This is a genomic window from Streptomyces sp. NBC_00448 (genome assembly GCF_036014115.1).
GTDB lineage: Bacteria > Actinomycetota > Actinomycetes > Streptomycetales > Streptomycetaceae > Actinacidiphila.
Window position 1 is genome coordinate 4,313,652 of record NZ_CP107913.1, and the last position, 18,637, is coordinate 4,332,288.

The 18,637-nt window shown below is 71.7% G+C and carries 16 protein-coding genes; 6 read left to right on the forward strand and 10 right to left on the reverse strand.

Features of this window, described 5'->3' with window-relative positions; translation table 11 throughout:
- Positions 1-242: 242 nt before the first annotated feature.
- The 3 genes from OG370_RS18175 to OG370_RS18185 all read left to right on the forward strand — a co-directional run bounded on the left by OG370_RS18175 (position 243) and on the right by OG370_RS18185 (position 4,732).
- Complete coding sequence (locus tag OG370_RS18175) at positions 243-1,139, forward strand: YhjD/YihY/BrkB family envelope integrity protein (protein ID WP_328465549.1); 897 nt, start codon at positions 243-245, stop codon at positions 1,137-1,139.
- A gap of 289 nt (positions 1,140-1,428) precedes the next feature.
- Positions 1,429-2,226 (forward strand): SAM-dependent methyltransferase, encoded by a 798-nt coding sequence (locus OG370_RS18180; RefSeq protein WP_328465551.1) that lies wholly within the window; start codon positions 1,429-1,431, stop codon positions 2,224-2,226.
- Between the two features lie 298 nt (positions 2,227-2,524).
- Complete coding sequence (locus OG370_RS18185; protein WP_328465553.1) at positions 2,525-4,732, forward strand: protein kinase domain-containing protein; 2,208 nt, start codon at positions 2,525-2,527, stop codon at positions 4,730-4,732.
- Between the two features lie 76 nt (positions 4,733-4,808).
- On the opposite strand, the gene OG370_RS18190 is transcribed toward OG370_RS18185, so the two are convergent.
- The 3 genes from OG370_RS18190 to OG370_RS18200 form a co-directional block, all read right to left on the reverse strand.
- On the reverse strand, positions 4,809-6,254 hold the full coding sequence (locus tag OG370_RS18190; protein WP_328465555.1) for a hypothetical protein: 1,446 nt from the start codon (positions 6,252-6,254) through the stop codon (positions 4,809-4,811).
- 367 nt (positions 6,255-6,621) lie between these two features.
- The gene (locus OG370_RS18195; protein ID WP_328465557.1) at positions 6,622-7,533 is read right to left on the reverse strand and encodes a MurR/RpiR family transcriptional regulator; all 912 of its coding nucleotides are present in this window, start codon (positions 7,531-7,533) and stop codon (positions 6,622-6,624) included.
- A gap of 94 nt (positions 7,534-7,627) precedes the next feature.
- On the reverse strand, positions 7,628-8,743 hold the full coding sequence (locus OG370_RS18200; protein ID WP_328465559.1) for an aromatic ring-hydroxylating dioxygenase subunit alpha: 1,116 nt from the start codon (positions 8,741-8,743) through the stop codon (positions 7,628-7,630).
- 320 nt (positions 8,744-9,063) lie between these two features.
- Here OG370_RS18200 and OG370_RS18205 point away from each other — a divergent pair, with 320 nt between their 5' ends.
- Positions 9,064-9,576, forward strand: coding sequence for a SigE family RNA polymerase sigma factor (locus OG370_RS18205; RefSeq protein WP_328465561.1), 513 nt, complete (start codon positions 9,064-9,066; stop codon positions 9,574-9,576).
- A gap of 118 nt (positions 9,577-9,694) precedes the next feature.
- Positions 9,695-10,501, forward strand: coding sequence for a hypothetical protein (locus OG370_RS18210; protein ID WP_328465563.1), 807 nt, complete (start codon positions 9,695-9,697; stop codon positions 10,499-10,501).
- 160 nt (positions 10,502-10,661) lie between these two features.
- Here the strand turns inward: OG370_RS18210 and OG370_RS18215 are convergent, their stop codons facing one another.
- Positions 10,662-12,332 (reverse strand): CehA/McbA family metallohydrolase, encoded by a 1,671-nt coding sequence (locus OG370_RS18215; RefSeq protein ID WP_328465565.1) that lies wholly within the window; start codon positions 12,330-12,332, stop codon positions 10,662-10,664.
- Between the two features lie 449 nt (positions 12,333-12,781).
- Between OG370_RS18215 and OG370_RS18220 the strand changes: the two genes are divergently transcribed.
- On the forward strand, positions 12,782-12,979 hold the full coding sequence (locus OG370_RS18220) for an antitoxin (RefSeq protein WP_328465567.1): 198 nt from the start codon (positions 12,782-12,784) through the stop codon (positions 12,977-12,979).
- Between the two features lie 221 nt (positions 12,980-13,200).
- Here OG370_RS18220 and OG370_RS18225 read toward each other — a convergent pair whose 3' ends face one another.
- From OG370_RS18225 to OG370_RS18250, 6 genes are all read right to left on the reverse strand, one after another.
- Positions 13,201-13,749, reverse strand: a complete 549-nt coding sequence (locus tag OG370_RS18225; protein WP_328465569.1) for an NUDIX domain-containing protein — start codon at positions 13,747-13,749, stop codon at positions 13,201-13,203.
- Positions 13,750-13,774: 25 nt separating this feature from the next.
- A complete protein-coding gene (locus tag OG370_RS18230) occupies positions 13,775-15,079 on the reverse strand; it encodes a VWA domain-containing protein (RefSeq protein ID WP_443060873.1) in 1,305 nt (434 codons plus the stop codon).
- 111 nt (positions 15,080-15,190) lie between these two features.
- Positions 15,191-15,745, reverse strand: a complete 555-nt coding sequence (locus OG370_RS18235; protein WP_328465573.1) for a hypothetical protein — start codon at positions 15,743-15,745, stop codon at positions 15,191-15,193.
- A 297-nt stretch (positions 15,746-16,042) separates the two neighbouring features.
- Positions 16,043-16,534 (reverse strand): hypothetical protein, encoded by a 492-nt coding sequence (locus OG370_RS18240; RefSeq protein ID WP_328465575.1) that lies wholly within the window; start codon positions 16,532-16,534, stop codon positions 16,043-16,045.
- A gap of 142 nt (positions 16,535-16,676) precedes the next feature.
- On the reverse strand, positions 16,677-17,180 hold the full coding sequence (locus tag OG370_RS18245) for an NUDIX hydrolase (RefSeq protein ID WP_328465577.1): 504 nt from the start codon (positions 17,178-17,180) through the stop codon (positions 16,677-16,679).
- Positions 17,177-18,463 carry an XRE family transcriptional regulator gene (locus tag OG370_RS18250; RefSeq protein WP_328465579.1) on the reverse strand — a complete coding sequence of 429 codons (1,287 nt, stop codon included), beginning with the start codon at positions 18,461-18,463 and terminating at the stop codon, positions 17,177-17,179. The genes OG370_RS18245 and OG370_RS18250 overlap by 4 nt, the downstream gene beginning before the upstream one ends.
- Positions 18,464-18,637: the final 174 nt, after the last annotated feature.

The window sequence follows — 18,637 nt, forward strand, 5'->3', positions numbered from 1 at the left end:
GCGGCAACGCCCGCGCCCCTGACCGCATCCCCGCCCGCGCCGTCCCGCGCCCGTTGCCGTACCACCGCCACCGCCACCGCCACACGTAACGCACGGACATACGGACGTACGCGCTTCGCCCGCCACGCCACCAGGCTCGCGCGGGAACCGGTCGCCGGGAACCGTGCGTCACGGGAGCCGAGTTGCGCGTGAGGCACTTCGCCAGGTATCCACAAGCCTTAACGCTGCGGGAAGGTGACGCCATGGCAGGACTGACGGACGCCTGGAAGCGGTCCGCGCTCGGACGCTTGTCGAAGCAGGCGGCACACATCGAGCTGATGCACCGTTCGATGGGCTTCGCCGCGCTCGGCTTCGTCACGCTGATGCCGCTGCTCGTCGTGGTCGCCGCCGCCACTCCCTGGGAGAACCGGCCCGGCTTCGCGCAGTGGGTCATCGACGGCATGGGCCTCAACGCGCATGGCGCGCAGAGCATGCGCAGCATGTTCGCGGCGCCCAACCACATCCTGAGCGCGACCGGCGCGTGGAGCCTGGCCTCGGCGGCGTACTTCGGGCTGTCGTTCGTGGCGAGCGTCGAGACCGGCTACCGCAAGATCTGGGACCTGCCGTCCGGACCGTGGCACCGCGACTGGCGCCGCGCGGTGTGGCTCGCGGTGCTCACCGCCTACCTGTTCTGCGAGTCGCAGAGCGCGGCGGTCCTGGGCAGCGGCCTGATGCCGAGCGTCGCGCGCGCCGTCCTCACCTTCGTGCTCGGCGTGCTCTTCTTCGCCTGGGGCCAGAACTTCCTGCTCTACGGCTCCGTCCGGGTGCGCACCGCGCTGCCCGGCGCGGTGCTCACCATGCTCGGCCTCGCCGGCTTGCGGATCTTCTCGCACCTGTTCTTCGCCCCGCTCGTCGTCTCCAACGCGGTGACCTACGGCCCGGTGGGCAGCGTGCTGACCGTGGTGACCTGGCTGGTCGGCGTCGGCTTCGTGGTCTTCGGCGGCGCGCTGGTCGGCCGCCACGTCCGCGACGGCCGCACCCTGCGCCGGGGCGGCGAGATACCGCGTCCGCCGCAGCCCGAGGGCTGGTTCGAAGTGCCCGAGGCGACCATCCCCGCGCTGCCCTGGCGCTCCGACGGCGCGGGCGGCGCGATCGACTGAACGCACCCGCGGCGCGGGCCGGTCGGCCGCGCTCGCGCCCAAGGTGCCTACGGGCTGGCGCCGTTGCCCTCGGCGGCGGACCCGTCCCGTACGGTCCCGGTCCCGCGCCCTCCCCTACGCTCCGCGCCGGACCGCCGACGCTGCGCCGCCACCGCCGCCGTACGGCGTAATCACGCAGGCCAGGATGCGGAACTCCGTTCGTACGCAGGCGTGTTGACGTGAGACGCTGTCCCCCGTCGGGCGTTCGGGGGCGAGGCGGACGGGCCCGTCGCGGAGAGAGGAGCGCAGCGTGACGCAGAACGGCTTCCGTGCCGAGGAGATCGACACCAGCAGGCCGCATCCCGCGCGGATCTACGACTACCTGCTGGGCGGCAAGGACAACTACGAGGTGGACCGCGAGGCCGGCGACCAGCTCATCGACGTGGCGCCCGAGGCGCGGATCGGCGTCCAGTCCAACCGCCTGTTCCTGCAGCGCGCCGTCCGGCACGTGGTCGGCGCCGGCGTCCGGCAGATCCTCGACATCGGCACCGGGCTGCCCACCTCCCCGAACGTCCACGAGGTCGCCCAGGAGGTCGCCCCCGACGTGCGCATCGCGTACGTGGACAACGACCCGATCGTGAACACCCATGCCAGCACGCTGATGAGCGGCGCCGGCACGACCAGCATCGTGCTCGCGGATCTGCGCGACCCGCAGGCGATCCTGGACCACCCCGACGTCCACCGGGTCATCGACTTCGATCAGCCGGTCGCCCTGCTCCTCGTCGCGATCCTGCACTTCCTCACCGACGCCGAGCAGCCCGCGCAGGTCGTCGCCACCCTGCGCGACGCGCTCCCGGCCGGCAGCTACCTGGTGCTGTCCCACGCCACCAGCGACTTCAACGACCGTAGCGACGCGCAGGGCGCCTACCGGACGGCCACCGCGAGCATGAACCTCCGCACCCGCGCCGAGGTCGAGCACCTCTTCGAGGGCTTCGAGCTGGTCGAGCCGGGTCTCGTGCAAGTCCCTTTCTGGCGGCCGGACTCCAAGCCGCCGCGCAGTGCCGGCGAGATCGGCATCTACGGCGGCGTGGCCCACAAGAACAGCTGACCCCACGCGCCTCTGCTTCCTCCCTCCGCACGGGTCGCGCGGCCTACCCGGTCACCGGCAAGTCGCCGGGGGCAGTACCCTCTTGAGCCTCACGGCCCCCCTCTCCGGTCCCTGGGCGCTTCCCGAGTCCTGCCCGGTTTCCCGATGGCGGCCTCTCTCGCGGGAGACGCGCCCGCACGGGTGCCGTGAGCCCCGGCAGATCGGCCCGGCTGCCGGCGGAATCCGATGACGGATCAGGGCGTCGAGGGGTTGCGAGCGGCAACTCCTCCACAAGGGGCAGCGCGAGGGGCGGTTTCAGGTGGACGACCACGAGGGCACGGGCGCGGACGCGGGTACGGGCATACCCGGCGGGGCCGGCGAACCGGCCGGACCGCAGAAGCCGGCCGGGGCACGCCGTCCCGCCCGGAAGGCCGCCCCGAAGCCGGCGGCGAGGAAGGCCCCCGGGAAGCCCCCGGCCACACCGGCTGCCGCGAAGGGCGCACCGGCGGCGCCGAGCGCACCTACCGACGGCGCCGCATCTCCCGAACCGGCCGACCCCGCGGGCGAAGTGGCGGACGGCGACACCGCACCGGCCGAGGCGGAGTCGCGGACGGCTCCCACCGACGCGGGTGCATCGGGTACGAAGGCGGCGCCGGCCCAACCCGCAGCGCGGGGACGCAAGTCGGCCCCGGCGAAGAAGACGGCCGCAGCGTGCGCGACCAAGGCCGCGAAGGCCACCGCCTCGCCGCGGTCCACGGCCGCCCCGAAGTCCGACGCGGCGCCCAAGGGTCCCGCCGCCACCCCCGAGGCGGCCACCACCGCCCAGCCGCCCGCCCAGCCGCCCGTCCCCGTGGACGTCCCCACGGACGCCCCCGCGACAGCGCCCTGGCAAGTGCCGGGCCTGGCCCACGAATCGGTACCCGTCGCCGGCCCTTCCGGCGAGGTGGTGCGGGCGACCCGCGAGGCCGACGGCGTCCCGGTCGTGATCACCTACCTGGCACCGGCTCTCGCCGAGGACCAGTCCTTCCGCGCCACTCTGCGTGCCGAGGCCGAGCGCCTCGGCACGCTCGAATCGCCTTACGTCGCGCGGCTGTACGCGTACGTCGAGGACGGCCCGCACGCCGCGATCGTCCGCGAGCCGGTCGAGGGCGTCGTCCTGGCCACCCTCCTGCGGGAGAACGGCGCGACCACCCCCGAGGCGGCGCTGACCGTCCTCAAGGGCACGCTGCTCGGGTTGTCCGCCGCCCATGAGGCGGGAATCGCGGGCGGCGCCGCCTGCGAGCCCGCGCACCTGCTCGTCACCGCCGCAGGCACCCCGTCCCTCGTCGACCTCGGCGGCACGCCCAGCGCGGCACCCGGTGCGCCCGGCACACCCGTCGACGTCGCGGCCGACCTCCACGCGGCAACGGCCGCCTGCCGTGCATGCCTCACCGGCGAGCCCCCGTACGCGTCCGGCGCCGACCCCGACGCCGACGCCCCGGCTGCTCCCGTACAGCCCTTGCTCACACGGGGGTTGGCCACTGATTCGGCCGAACGCCCCCAGAGCGCCATCGACTTCGCAGTCGAGCTCGAAGCGGTCGCCGTCGCGGCCTACGGCGAGGCGTGGGAGGAGCGGGGCAGGCAGGAACTCGCCTTGCTGGTAGGCGCGTTGACGTCCCAGGTGGAAGCCGTGGACGCGCCGGGGCCGGCGCAGGGAGCCGTACCCGTACCGCTCCCCGCCCCCGCGCCGACCCCGACCGGCGGCCCGGCGCACCCCGACGCCACCGCCGCCGGCGCGGGTATCGGCGGCCTGGGCATCGGCCGTACCGAGGCCCCCGACCGCGGCACCGGCGACGGCGACGACCGCCGCCTCGGCCGCCGCACCAAGGCGCTCCTCATCGCGGTGGCCGCGGTGATCGTCGCGGGTGCCATCACCGCCACCGCCGTGGCGATCGGCGGCAAGCACGACGACGCCGCCGCGGACACGACGCCGACCGCCACGGTCTCGCGTTCCTCCGCCACGACGCCGCCGCCCACCACCACCTCGCCCTCGGCAGGCGCCACCACCGCCTCGCCCGCGGCCACCACCCCGCCCTCGACGCCCACTTCGGCGCCCGCCGCCCCGTCCACCCCGCCGACGACCGCGGCCACCACGCCCACCGCGCCGAGCCACCCGCCGGCCACCCACGCGACCCCTCCGCCGAAGTCGCACGTACCGCACGTCGCCTCCGTGGCCATCACGGGGGTCCGTTGCTCCGCCGGCGGTCGTACGGACACGGCGAACGCCACGATCCGCGTCAGCTACGACGGCAGCGCGGGTACCGTGCGGGCCACCTGGTGGCGCAGCGCCACGGGCACGCCGCGGGGAGCGGTCGATCTGGTCTCTCCGCAGACCGCGCATTTCCCCAAGGGCGCATCGGGATTCGCCTACACCGTCAAGCTCTCGGACATCGCCAAGGACCCCGACCGCCCGTACGTCGGCATCACCGTCTCCACCAGCCCCGCGGCCGGCTCCGGCAACAACTCCTTCGCGGTCGTCTGCCGTTGAGCCGCCAGCCCGTTGAGCCGACGGCCCGCCCGCACACCGTGTGCGGGCGGGCCGTCGTGCCCTCGGCTGCGCCGGCTCAGGCCGGCGACAAGCGGTAGAGCGCGGCCGCCCCCGCCTTCAACTGAACGTGCAGCGTGCCCCGGCGGGCCGCGCCGCTGTACCGGCCGGTGGCCGGCACGAAGTCCGCCACGCCCCCGACGTTCGTCCGGTTGATGCCGAGCCGCACCGAGGCGGCGGCGTCGGGGTTGCGGTTGGTGACCAGCAGGTAGCGGGTGCCGTCGTCCTGCGCGTTCCTGAACAGCCCGATGACGGCGGCGTCCCCGGTCGCCGACGTCAGGTGGTCGCCCGGGGCGAAGGCCACCGCGCTGGGCGGCAGCGGATCGTCGTTGGCGTGCTGGACCGACTCCGAGACGAGCGGCTTGAGTTGGCGGCCGACCGGCTGGAGCCAGTTGCGGTTCAGCTTCCGGGCCGCGCCGTACAGCGGGGTCTGCTTGCCGTCGGGGGTGATCAGCGCCTTGGTGAAGCCCTCGCCGCGGGCCGGGTCGGGCGTCCAGTAGGTGAAGTACTGGATGCCCTTGCAGCCGTACGCCAGGCTGATGTTGGTCTGCCAGGCCAACTGAGAGGCGGTGGGCACCCGGTGGTTGTTGAAGCCCACCGACTGGATGTAGGTCCAGGCCGGAAGACCGGACTTCAGGGACGCCTCGCGGTAGATCGACCAGTTGTCGAAGTAGTTGAGGTCGATGCCGTCGGCGAGGATCGGATAGCGGTCGAACGAGATCAGCGGCGGCTGGACCGTGTCGATGTACGCCTGCACGAAGGCCGCGTAGCCCGGGCCGTTGCCCGGCACCAGGTTGGAGTACGGCAGCAGGCCCGGCGCGACCTTCCGCACGATGCCGGTGAGCGCCCCGACCGTGGGGAACCTGGACTGGGCGGGCTCGTCGAAGACGTTGAACCCCGCGAGCGAGGGGTGGCTCGCGTAACTGCCCAGTGCGGACTGGACCCATGAGGTCGCGTCGGCGGTGGTGAGGGAGGACGGCACGGTCCGGTCGTCGGTGACCGCCATGTACTGCGCGATCGCCTGGACCCGCGGATCGCCGGCTATCAGCACCTTCAGGCCGACCTGGTCGGCCATCTGCAGGGCGTAGCCGCCGCTTTGCGGGTCGAACTGGTAGTTGCCGGTGATCAGGAAGGTGAACCCGGCGTCGCTGATCTCCTGGTAGCGGTCGAGCGTGGTCTCGTACGGGTGCGGCGGCCAGAACAGCCCGATCGGGAAGTCCGGCCCGCCGGTGAGCGGAAGGTCGGCGCTGGTCGCGGCGGCCGGTTCGGTGGCGGCCGAACTCGACGTGGTGGAAGCCGAGTTGTCGGCCGACGAGTTGCCCGTCGACGGGTCGGCCGCCGCCGCCCGGCCGGCGGCCATCCCGCTCGCGGCGAGCACCCCGGCGCCAAGGCCCGCGGCCTGCAGCAGCGTTCGGCGGTGCATCGCCTGCGAAGTGCCGGAGATGGAGGGGTTCTGCTCTGGCATGGCCTACTCCGATCGTTGGAACGCGTGAACGAGGAGGGGGGCTTCAGGTCCGATCAGTGCGCCGGCGTGCGGAGTTCGGCGGGTGGGGGCTCCGGCGGGGCGCCCGGGAACAGCCCCGGACCCCGCCCGCATCGGTTCGACGGCCGCCGGCGACCGTATCGGGACGCACACATGCTGGCAGACCATGATGGTTCAATCAACCATTGTGCGCGCACCTGATGAATGAACCATGCAGAATTCCACGGCGCGGGGTTCGGTGCGCGGCCCGGGGTTCGGCGCCCTGTCCCGAGCTGGGCGCCCACGGCGGAGTTCGGCGCCCACGGCAAGGTTCGGCGCCCACGGCGGAGTTCAGCTCCCGCCGCGAAGTTCAGCGCCCGCGCCGCCCCTTCACCACGTGCTGGCCCGCGATGTGCCCGGTGAGCGCCATGGACGCGCTCGCCCGGCCGTACGACAGCTGCGCCACCCGCACGTACAGGCAGTCGATCAGCACCAGCACCGAGTGCCGGGCGCCGATGCTGCCGGCGCGGAAGGAGGTCTCCGCGGTCGTGGAGATCAGCCGGACCTCCGCCGCCCGCGCCAGCGGCGACCTTGGGTCGGCGGTGATCGCCACCGTGGTGGCACCGCGTTCCCGGGCGAGTTCGAACGGCTCGATGGTCTCCCGGGTCGACCCGGAGTGGGAGATGCCGATCGCGACATCGGCCGGGGTGAGCAGGGCCGCCGACGTCTTGGCGGCGTGCACCTCGTTCCACCCGCGCACCGCGCATCCGATCCCGAACAGCCGCAGTTCGGTCTCCACCGCCACCGCGCCGCTGCCGCCGACGCCGTACACGTCGATCCGCCGGGCCCGCGCGATCGCCTGGGCCGCGCGCTCCACCGCCGCGAGGTCGATGGTGTCCAACGTTCGCTGCACCGCGCCGAGATCGGCCTGGCCGACGACGGTGACCACCCGCCGCAGGTCGTCGTCCGGGGAGATGTCCGGCCCGATCTCCGACGTGCCCCAGGTGGACTCGTCGCCGCGGGCGCCCTCCCGGGCCAGCTCGATCAGCAAGTGCTGGTAGGAGTCCAGGCCCACCGCACGACAGAACCGCGTCACCGTCGGCTGGGAGGTGCCGGTGCGCCGCCCCAACTCGGCCGCCGAGCAGCCGATCACGGAGGCGGGGTCGGCGAGCACCAGCTCCGCCACCTTCCGCAACGAGCCCGTCAGGTGCGGCAACTCGGCCCGGATCAGCGCCGTGACGTCCGCGCGTGCGCCCCCGTGGCCGAAGCCCTTGGCATCCATACGGCTCCCCGATCGCTCACGCCTGCCGGCCGTTCGGAAGCCCATGATGTCATGCGATTACGCCATTCAAATCACATCGTCCGCGCGGATTCGATCATTCAGACGCCGCTCGCAGGTCCTCCGGCGGGATCGGCACGCCACGGCGGGCGAGCAGGGCCTTCAGCGACTGGATGATCGGGAAGACCTCGTTGTTGAGGTCGGCGCCCTGGGTCTCGTAGGCGCGCTGCTCGGCCTCGACGATGACCCGGTCCTGGCCGAAGATGCCCTCCGTGAACAGCGTGATGACCGGCCACAGCAGGTGGATCACCCCGGGGATCGGCGGCTTCTGCACCATGATCAGGCCGAAGGTGTGGTTGTGGTGCTGGGCCCGGTCGGTGGGCACGTACGCGTTCCACAGGTCGAGCGCCGGGGGCTCCTCGCGCTTGCCGTCGGTCCAGTAGCGCAGCGTCTGGTACGGGTAGCCGGTGCGTATCGTCATCAGGTCGGCGTACTTGTCGTCGTTCCCGCTGCCGATGATCAGCCGCTCGCCCAGCGACTGCTTGCCCGAGGTGCGGGAGAAGGAGTAGTCCGCCTCCAGCCAGTCCTCGCCCTCGCGCACGTCCAGCAGCTTCGCCCGAATCCGACCCATCAGGCTGCGGTGCAGGAACTGGTGGTTCATGTCCATCAGGTTCTCGTGCATGAACGAGTAGTGGCAGGCGATGTCCCGGTCCAACACCCGTGTCTTGTACCGGCGGTCGCCGTGGTACGGCAGCTCCGGCACCGGGGTGACCTCGGCCAGCTCCTGGTTGCCGGGGAAGACGAACACGAAGCCGTGCTCCTCCCGGCAGGCGTACGCGCGCACGCCGTTGGGCAGCGTCCGCTTCCGGTCCAGGTACGGGATGCTCACGCACGCGCCGGTCCGGTCGTACGCCCAGCAGTGGTAACCGCACTGCAACTGCTCGTCCTTCACCACGCCCATGCTCAACGGCACCTGGCGATGGGCGCAGCGGTCCTCCAGGGCGTACGGCGCGCCCTTCTGCGGCCGCACCAGCACGAGTTCCGTCCCCGCGAACTTCACCGCCAGCGTCTTGCCCGGCTTCAGGTCCCGGGACCGGGCCAGGGGGTACCAGAAGTCCGGGTCGATGCCGGTGGTCCGCGTGGTGGGGACGTCGCCCTCAGGGGCCACATCGCGGTATTTGCGCAACGGGGGCTTCGCCTTCGGCAGCGTCATATGATCGAACGTACCCGGCGGCTCCGGTCCCGTTCCGCCCAGCGTCGGGTATTGAGTTGGTCAAATCTGCCGTCCGCGACGACCGCTCGACGAACGCCGCAGGTCCCTCGGCCTCCGTACGGCCGGACCCGCGCCGCCGTCCTCCTCCGCCGGTGCGGCCGCCCGCACGGCGGACCCCCCTTCGCCATCCCCCTCCTGCCCGCTCGGCCCCTCCGCCCCGGCTGCCGCGCCCTCCGTCAGGTGCTGCGGGAAACGCTTTGTAACGTACCCGCGCCCCCATCGCGTCATTGAAGTGTGGCCGACGGGAGGAGCCAATCGGAATGCGCGCTGCTGCGATACGGGCCTATCAGGAGTTCGCCGCGGCCCGGACAGGTCACCTGTTCCGATCCGCATGCCTGCTCACCGGCGGCGACACGCACCTCGCCGAGGATCTGGTCCAGGAGACGTTGGGGCGCCTGTACGTCGCGTGGAACCGGATGAGCGAGGTCGACAATCCGGCCGGCTACGCCCAGACCACGTTGGTGCGCCTGTTCCTCAGCCACCAGCGGCGGCGGAGCAACCGGGAACGTCCGGCCGCGGAACTGCCCGATCGCGTCGCCCGGGACGCCGGGGGCGACGCCGCGCTTCGGGTGGTCCTGCTGGCCGCGCTGGCCGCGCTGGGACCCAAGGACCGGGCCGTGCTCATCCTGCGCTACTGGGAGGACCGCAGCGTCGAGGAGACCGCCACGGTTCTGCAGGCGAGCGCCGGCGCGGTGCGTACGCGCTCCACCCGCGCGCTCGCCCAGCTCCGCCGCCACCTCGGCGACAGTCACGCCGATCTCACCACCGGCTGAACCGCTCCTCCTGCGGCTCCCCTTCGCGCGGTGGAGCCACCTGACCCACCTGACCCACCTGAATCCGACCGCACAACCCGCCAGTTCCCGACCTCTCCGAAGGAGACCGTGATCCGCCATGCCCGTTCCTGCCGACGACACCCCCGACTCCGCTGAGGCCGCGGCCTTCGCGGACGCCCTCCACCACATCGCCGACGGCCTGGCCCCCGCCGACCGCCACTCCCTGACGGCGGCCGGACACGCCCGCGGCCGCGCGCTGCGCCGCCGCCGCACCGCCGCGGTCACCGCGGGTGTGGCCGTGCTGGCCCTCGCCGGAGGCGGCGGCCTGCTCTCGGCCACCTCCGGCAACGGCACCGGCCACGCCTCGGCGAACGGGACCGGGGTCGCCGCCCCGAGGTTCCCCAGCGACGCGCAGCTGACCGCGGCCACGCGGGCCCCGCGGTCGTTCACCGCGCGGCAGGTGGAGGATCTCCTGGTCTCGCTGCTGCCGCACGGCAAGATCTCCGGCCGGGACGGCCGCGGCACCGAGGACACCGCACCGTACGCCCAGGTGGTCTTCGACGACGGCCACGGCCCGGCCGAGATCAGCGTCGTCGTCCAGGCGCGGAGTGCCGCGCCGGCCGACTGCGGGGCGGCCCGAGCCGCGGACGACTACTGCCGGCAGACCGCGGTCCCCGGCGGCACGCTCACCGTGTGGAAGGGCTACGAGTACCCCGACCACCGGGCCGACACCAGGGAGTGGATGGCCGAGTTCCATCGCAAGGACGGCGCGCTGGTCTCGGTCACCGAGTGGAACGCCCCGGCCGAGAAGGACGCTCCCGTCAGCCGGCCCGCACCGCCACTGAGCACGAGCCGGCTCGCCGCGATCGCCACCGACTCCGCCTGGGCCAAGGTGATCGCGGCCGTTCCGCCCGGGATGAAGTAGCCCACGTCCCGGTACGACGCCGCCGAGCGACTCGTCGTACGCCGCCGAACGTCCCGGTGCGCGAGGGCCCGCCGCCCACGAAGGCGGCGGGCTCTCCCGCCGGTGTCCGCCGGCGGCGTACGACGCGTCCCGAGGCCGGCGGGAGTGCGGCCGCAGCCGCTCAGTGGCGGCCCTTCGCCACCAGGAAGACGGGGTTGGTCAGCGCTGCCATCGGGCCGAACAGGAGCGCGTCGCCCATGGTGTTGCCCTGGCCCGGGGTGCCGTCGGCCATCGGGTGGCGGACCTCGGCGCGGACGTACGCGGCGAGTGAGGCGGTCGTCCGCCACACCACCGTGCCGGTGCCCGCGGCGTTCAGCGACTCCTGGTGCATCTGCCCCTCGTCGGTGATGAACCGGACCGTGCCGCCCGGCACCCCCTCGACGTCCAGCCGGACGTCCACGGGCGCGTCGGCGGGAACGCTCAGCTTCTCCCCGATGCCGGCCTGCTTGCCGTTGCCGCTGGCGGTGAAGGTCAGCTTGACGGCGGAGGACTCCGCGATCCAGCTGCGACCCGCGCGGATGCCGGCCAGCACCGAGTCGGTGGCCAGGTCGTCGGCGTGGACCACGTTGTGCGGCAGGCCGATCACGTTGGGGTCGCTGTGCGCGTCGCTGTTGCCCATCGCGGGCAGCCAGCGGGTGCCGGTGCGCACCGCCTCGCCCAGCTTCTGGTCCCACGTGCTGATCGCGTGCTCGTCGTCGTACGTCCACGGGCCGGTCCACACCTCGGTGGCGTCGGCGTCGTCGAAGCCGAACTTCCACTGGCTGGCGATGTACGCGCAGTACATGTGCGCGGGCACCACCAGTCCGCCGGCGCGGTGCACCTGGCGGGAGAAGCGGGCGAAGGCGTCGTCGCGGGAGCGGTAGCGCCAGTCGATCCAGTCGCCGGCCGGCAGGCCGAGGGCCAGCCAGTGCCCGTTGCGGGTGGTGACCTCCTCACCGGTCATGATCAGCAGATCGGGGCCCGCGTACTCCCCCCACACCGCGTGTGAGGACGAGGTGTTGTGGTCGGTGGAGACGATGAAGTCCAGGCCCGCGGCCCGGGCGCCGTCGGAGACGTCCACCGGCAGGTGCTTGCCGTCGGAGTAGACGGTGTGCAGGTGGCAGTCGCCGCGGTACCAGTCCCGGCCGCGGCCCTTGGCGCGCTGCGGCGGGTAGTTCGTCTTGAAGGCGGGGCCCGGGGCACCGTAGGTGAGGGTGATCTGGACCTTGTAGTTCAGGCCCTGCGGCGCCACCTGGTAGGGGCCGAGCACGATGTTCCAGGTGCCGCGACCGACCGGACCGGGCAGGTACCCCGGTGTGGCGTCGCTGTTGCTGATCGTGAACTCCGTACGGAACCCGCCGGACCAGCCGCGGAAGCCGCGCCCGCCGAGCTCGATCCCGCGCTCGTCGAAGATGCCGATGTCGCAGGAGTTGGCCGGCACGCCGGAGGGGACGGTCGGCTTGTCGTACGCGTACGACACGTCGATCCGCTGGACGCCGCGGGGGATCTCCACCGGGAGGTAGACGAAGTCCGCGACGCCGGTCTCCAGGAAACCGGTGACGACGCGGGTCTCCTGGCTGCCGGCCGGGGGCGTACCGCCGGCCGAGGTGCCCGCCGCGGCGTCGGCGTCGGCCGCGTGCGCGAACGAGACCGGGGCCAGGGTGAGGGCGGCGGCGCCGGCGATCCCGGCGGCCAGCACGCGGCGCCGTCCGAGCCGAGCGGCCGAGGCATCGGCATCCGCGGCACCCGCGCCATCCGCGGTCCCGGGGACAAGGGGGTCGACGTTGTGCTCGCAATGCCCGTCAAGGCACATGGGTTGTCCTCACGAATTCGATGGCTGCTACGTGGAAGCCCTCGGCGGAGGGACCCACCGCGACTCTTTTCGCCGCCGGGGAACGGTGGGTGGACTGGGCATGGCCTGACCGTCAAGAGCCCGTGGAAGGTGAGCGTCGGGACGAGCCGGTGGTGTCGGTGTTCCCGCAGGTCCGCTCCCCATCGGCTCACCTCCGTCCGGGCGGTGGGTGAAGGGCGACGCTCGTACGGCCGAGCGACGCTCCCGGCTGCTGCTACCGGCTGCCGCGCCCTGCCCGCGCCCCGCCCACGCCCTGCCCAATCGAGGGGGCCCTGCCGGATCAGGGCGTTGGCTGGACTGGCTCCGCCGTCCGACCGGGTGGCGGAGCCATGCGCGGCCATCGGAGATCCCGATGCCGACGGAACCAACCGAACCGACCGAATCAACGGAACCAACGGAGAGAGTCGCCCATGTCCATGTTGGACAAGCTCAAGCAGATGCTGAAGGGCCACGAGGACCAGGCCGGCCAGGGCATCGACAAGGCCGGGGACTTCGTCGACGACAAGACCCAGGGCAAGCACCAGGGCCAGGTCGACACAGCCCAGGACAAGCTCAAGGATCAGCTGGGAGGAACCGACAGGAAGGATGACAACCCGCCGCACCAGTAGTCCGGTAGTCCGGGTCCGGGCCGGCGACACCGGCGGAAGCTGCGGAAGCTGCGGGCGTCGCGCGGTCCCCCCGACCTCCAACTGAGCGGACACCGCTCCGGACATGTCCCAGCAGCCACCTCGGACATGTCCGGGGACCTCCCCGTCGTCCGGCGCCCGTACCGGCCGTGCCCTGGACGCCGAGTCGAGCCCCGGCCACGCGAGCGGGCGGGGCCCTGGTGTCACGCGGACGCGGCGGCCGTGACGCGGGCGCGCAGGATGTCGCCGGGGAGCGTGTCGGCGGACTGCCAGGACGCCCCCGTCACCTCTTCCTCCTGGAGCACGACGTCATCGACGGTCGTGGTGAGCAGGAAGCGGAAGTCGAAGTGCCGGTGGTCCGGTTCACCCTTCGAGGGGTTCGCGGGGATCGGGTGTGCGTCGATGTGGAGTGGCACCGGCGAGTGGGCGGTCACGGCGTCCGCGCCGATTCCGGTTTCCTCCGTGAGCTCTCGGAGTGCCGCCAGCATGAGCGTGTCGTCCTCGGCCTCCAGGTGGCCGCCGGGCAGGAGCCAGCGGTTGAGTGCGCGGTGCTCGATGGTGAGGACACGGCCGTCGGGGCGGAGCAGGACGGCGCCGGCGGTGACGTGACCGCGGAACTCCTTACGCGAGGTGATCCCGTCCCCGGCCGCGTCCAGGACGTCGTTCAGCCCCGCGAGGGCCTCTTCGTCCTCAGGGTGCCGGTCCAGGTAGACGGTGAGCGTGTCACGCACGTGCCGTGCCGTGATGGTCATGCGGCTCCTCCTTCGGTAACGGCTCCTACCGGCTGATCCACGTGCCGAACGCTTCCACCAGGTCGGCGTAGAACTTCTCACCCGGTACGGCCCCGGGGTTCCTGCCGGCCTCGTAGAAGGAAACGTTCGTGAACCCGGCGGACGTTGAGGCGTGGAGATTCTTGTAGAACGCCAGCTTTCCGCGCCCGAAGCCCACGAACAGCCAGAACACGCCCAATCCGGCGGTGTTTTGGAGCAGGGCGCGGAACTCCGGCTTGTCCCAGGGATCGTCCCCGACCTGGACGATGACGAACGCGGGGTCCGTGGCGCCGGACTCCTGGTAGTGGTTGACCGCAGCGCGCATGGCTGCGCCGACGTTGCCCCAGCCCCAGGCGACCTGCGTGTGCAATTGCCCGATCCGGCCATGGTAGTTGTCGAGCCGGATCTCCTCCATGAACGGTTCGTTCCCGCTGGAGAAGATCACCGGCACAGTGCCGTCGTCGTCGAGGTTGACCGCCAGGGCAAGGACCCGCTCGGCGAACGCCTGGACCGCGAAAGACTCGTACAGTTCCTCCATGGCCCAGTCGTGATCAAGGATGAGATACACCGCCGCACGTCTGTCGGCTGCTCCGGAGCGAGCCAGCGCCTCACTTGCCTGGCGTGTGGTGGGCAGCAGAGCCGGGGCCCGCGTCTCGACTTTCGGCAGGCTCGCCGAACCCCCGCTCGACGAATCTCCGTTCGGCGAACCGCCGTTCGACGAATCTCCGCTCGGCGAACCGCCCTTCGGCGAACCGCCGTTCGACGCGGCCGCCGAAGACGTTCTCGGGTCGGGTGACCGCGGTACGGCCAGTTGCGGTTCGGGGTCCACGTCAATGCCGTAGTCGGTGGCCAGACCGGCCAGTCCGGTGGCGTACCCCTGACCCACGGCCCGCAACTTCCAGCCCCCTGAACGCCGATAGAGCTCGGCGAGTACGACGACGGTCTCCCCTGCCGCGAAGTCCGGTGGAGTGAAGGTCAGTCGGGTGCCGTCCCCCTGCCCGGCGGTGAGGACCGGCGCGGCGGTGAACACCGTCCCGGGCGACGACGGGTCCACGCTCGCGACCACCACCACGGTCGCGACATCCGCGGGAATGCGCGGCAGGTCGACGGTGACGGTCTCGCCCGCGAGACTTACCCCGCTCTGCGCCGGGTGGTTGTAGAAGACCAGGTCGCCGTCGCTCCGCACCTTGCCGTTCGGCCCGAGCAGCAGCGCCGAAACGTCCACGGGCGTCTCTCGCGTCACCACCTGTAAACCCACGGCCCGCGTCTCCAGCGCCGCGTTCCCGCCCTTGCTCAGAGATTCTGCTTCCATACGCGTCGAACATCCCCTCATGCACGCGTTCACGCCCCGCGGACACAAACCGTATCGACGCCATCACCCCACCGAGCGCCAACCCCCGAACCGACCCGTCCGGCGGTGGGCTCAACCGGTGGCTCGTGGAGGACCCAGCGAACGGGCGAAGTCGTCGAGCGTTCGGAAGTCGTCCTCGCGCAGGCCGATCCGGGGGTCGACGTGGTGGAGGAGGCCGAGCGCGTGGTGGTGAGCCGTCACGTACACCTGGTCCAGCTCGCTCTGCTCGTCGTCCACCCACGCGAAAGGGCGGCCGTCGGCGTAGTCCACCAGGGGAGCGGTCTTCCAGTGGACTCCGTCGGGACGCTCCCGGAGCAAGGCGTCACCGAAGTCGACGAAGGGGAGTTCGGGGAGACCGAGCACCGGGGCGATCCACCGATTGGCATCGCCCATCCACGTGGTGGCCCAGCACATCTCGTAGCCGAGCCGGAGCAAGTCGCTCCCGTGCTCCGGGTTGAGCCACACCCTGAGGGGCTTCCGAGGAGCCGGGAGTCCCAGGCGTGCCACGGCGGCCAGGTCCTCTCGGGGCACCCTGAGGGTGGTGTACCCGGCGGGACGCCTCTCCGGCTGGGCCGCGTAAGGGTTGAGGGGCCCGTCAACGTCGAGGAACAGTAGCGGTCGGCTCATGCTCTCCCTCTGCCATGCTCACCGTCGGACAGGCCCATAGCAGCAGTGCCCCGCCCGGACGCGGTGGGCCGCATGGGACTCGAACCCACAACCAAGAAGAAGTCCTGGCCAGGGTATGCCGGGCGGTGGAGGACGGTGGGCCACCGTCCGGAATCCGCGGGTCGGACGGCGACAGGCAGCCACTGAGCCGGAAGTCGTCGCCATACCGATCACCGCGGGTTCGCCCCCGTAGCTGCGATGGGTGGAGGACAGCACCGCGCCGAGCCAGAACCCGTAGGCACCGACCGTACAGGGGTCCTACGCCCCTGCGCGCTCGGCTCCCGGCGGCCACACGACGTCCACCGGGACGCCTTCCGCCCGCGCTTGCAGGACCACGTCGGCGGTGCCGCCGCCCTTGCCGCCCGGCGGCCGGCCGTTCCAAACGGCAACCAAGCGGTCCGCGCGTTCCAGGAGAACACGGTTCGCCGCTTCGTACGCCTCCCGCCCGGCCGTGTCGAAGGGCGCGACCACCACCTCGGCGGCGGCCCGCACCAGCCGATCGAACACGGGAGCATGGTCGGGCTTCACCTTCGCCGCCCGGTAATCCCGGGACGGAATAACCGCGACCAACTCACCGTCGGCGGCGAGCACTTCTTCCGCGAAGAGGGTGTCCGAACCCGCTGCCAGGCACGAGACACCGACGAGTTCGGAGCCGTCATGCTCGGCGAACAGGTCGTGGAGGGCAGTTCGGACCAACAGCACCGACGTGTCCGTCAGGTCCATGTGGCCGGTGACGGCGAACACGGTCAACGCGAATTCCTCCTAAGGAGCTTGGTTGTGTGAGTCGGCCGGTTGTCCCCGATGCCTCTCGCGGGCCGCGCAGCAGACCAGGAGACGCACCGCCGACCGTGGGCGAGAAGGCCGACGATCCAGTCGGGTGACCGGAGTTGCGCTATGTACCGTCGTGGAGAAGGTCCGCCGGAGGATGGGGAAGGGATGCCAGCGCTGTCTCGATCCTTCTGGCCAGGCGGTCGCCGACTTGCCGAACCGCTCTCGTCGGCGCGAGAAATACCGTGTCGGAGAGCTCTCCGTCGCGAGGAGAAAGTCGAGCGGCCTGTTCGGAGGTGAGGGTGCCGCCGTCGAAGATGAAGGCGAGCAGGTCGTCCCAAGGGCCGTGTGGGGGAACCCAGTCGACGACGAGGAGGCCGTGAAGGGTGACGTCGAGGCCGAGTTCCTCCTTGAGTTCGCGGCGGGCGGCGTCGTCCGGCGATTCGTTGGCCTCGGCCATGCCTCCCGGCAGGTCCCACCCCGGCTTGTAGGTCGGCTTGACCAGGAGCACCCGGCCTTCCTCGTCACGCAGCAGGACGTCGGCGGAGACGCGTTTGCGGGCTTGAGTGGCGTTGCCCTCGGCGAGGTAGGCATTCCAGGCTTCGGGGTCGGCTGGGGTGGGCCTCATGGGGTGATGCCTCCGCGGGGCGGGAAGAGGACGTCGGCGAGCAGGAGCACTCTGGCGCGTCGGGCGTCGTCGAAGCGCGCGAGGAAAGCACGGACCGGTGGGTGGGCGCGTTGGGGTTCAAGTAACTCGCTCAGGCCGTCGAGTTGGCGGACGACGCGGACGGAGCCGAGGTTGGGGTCCGCGGCAAGCAACTCGTGTCCGACCGCGATGGCGGATTCCAGGTCGCGCTGTCGCACATGAACAGTGGCCAGGGTGATGCGGTTGAAAGCCAGGGACCGTGCGCGGCCCGTCTCGCGGAGGCGGATCGCATGCTCGGCGCTGGCCTGGGCGTGGTCGTAGCGTTCGAGGTCCCTCAGGACGAGGGCGGACTCGGTGGCGAGAGCTGCTGCGTCGAAGGGGCTCAGCCAGGCAAGGTCGGACTCGGCCTTGCCGTCGAGGAGTTGCTCCGCCCGGTCGAGCGCGCGCAGAGCCGCGGTGGGCTGACCGGCAGCCGCCAAAGCTCGGGCGGACATGGCGTGCAGGCGCGCGGCCAGCGCCGGGACCGCAGCGCCCCGCGCCACAGTGTCCAGCCCCGTACGGGCCCAATGCACGGCTGCGGAGGGATCGCCGGTTTGTAAAGCGAGGTGGCTGTTGCTGGCCGCGATTCCGGCAGCGAGTGGGGTGTCGCCCGCCGCGCGGGCGAGGGGAAGCGCACGGTTGAAGTGGCGACCGGCCAGTTCGTCGTGCCCGGAGTCGTGGGCCATCCAGCCTGCCATCTCGGTGAGGGCGGCGGCCACCGCCAAGGTCTGGGGACCACTGTCGGCATCGACCAGACGAGGACCGATGGTCTCGGTCAGGTGCCGGACAACTGCCTGGTAAAGACGCCCACCGCCCGCCTGCCGATCCGCGTTGCGGAAGGCATCCATGGCTGCCATGTCGTCTTCGTCGGGTACGGATGCGGCTGGTCCGGGAACGGAAGGTGTCACAGGTGCGGCAGGCTCCCACGGACGCCTTGCCAAACCCAGTAGGTGCCCCGGGATGTGAAAGGCATCGGCGATCTGCTCGAAGACGACGAGCTTCTCCACCCTGCTCTTACCGTTCATGTACTCGTAGAGTCGGCCCTGCCCGATGTCCACCGCGCCGGCGATGCGTCTGGTGCTGATGCCTCGGTGGTTGAGCAGCCGGAACAACGTCCCCATGTCGCGCTCAGCACAGGCCGTAAGGAGCCGACTGTCGGCGAGCAGGCCGGCGACGACATCGCGGAGATCCTCCGGTGCACGGCCCACGGTTGCTTCCTCCGTCACGGCAGCGATTCGACGCGGTGGTCTGTGCCCTCCCCTGACTCCGTAGCGGAGTCACCCGCTGGAGTCTCCTGGATGCGGCACGCAGTCATCTACTGAGCGTGCTCCGTTGCTTCTCCGGATGCAACGGCGCCCGTGCCCGGCACGGGTTCGTCAGCACCGCCCAAAAGGAAAAGG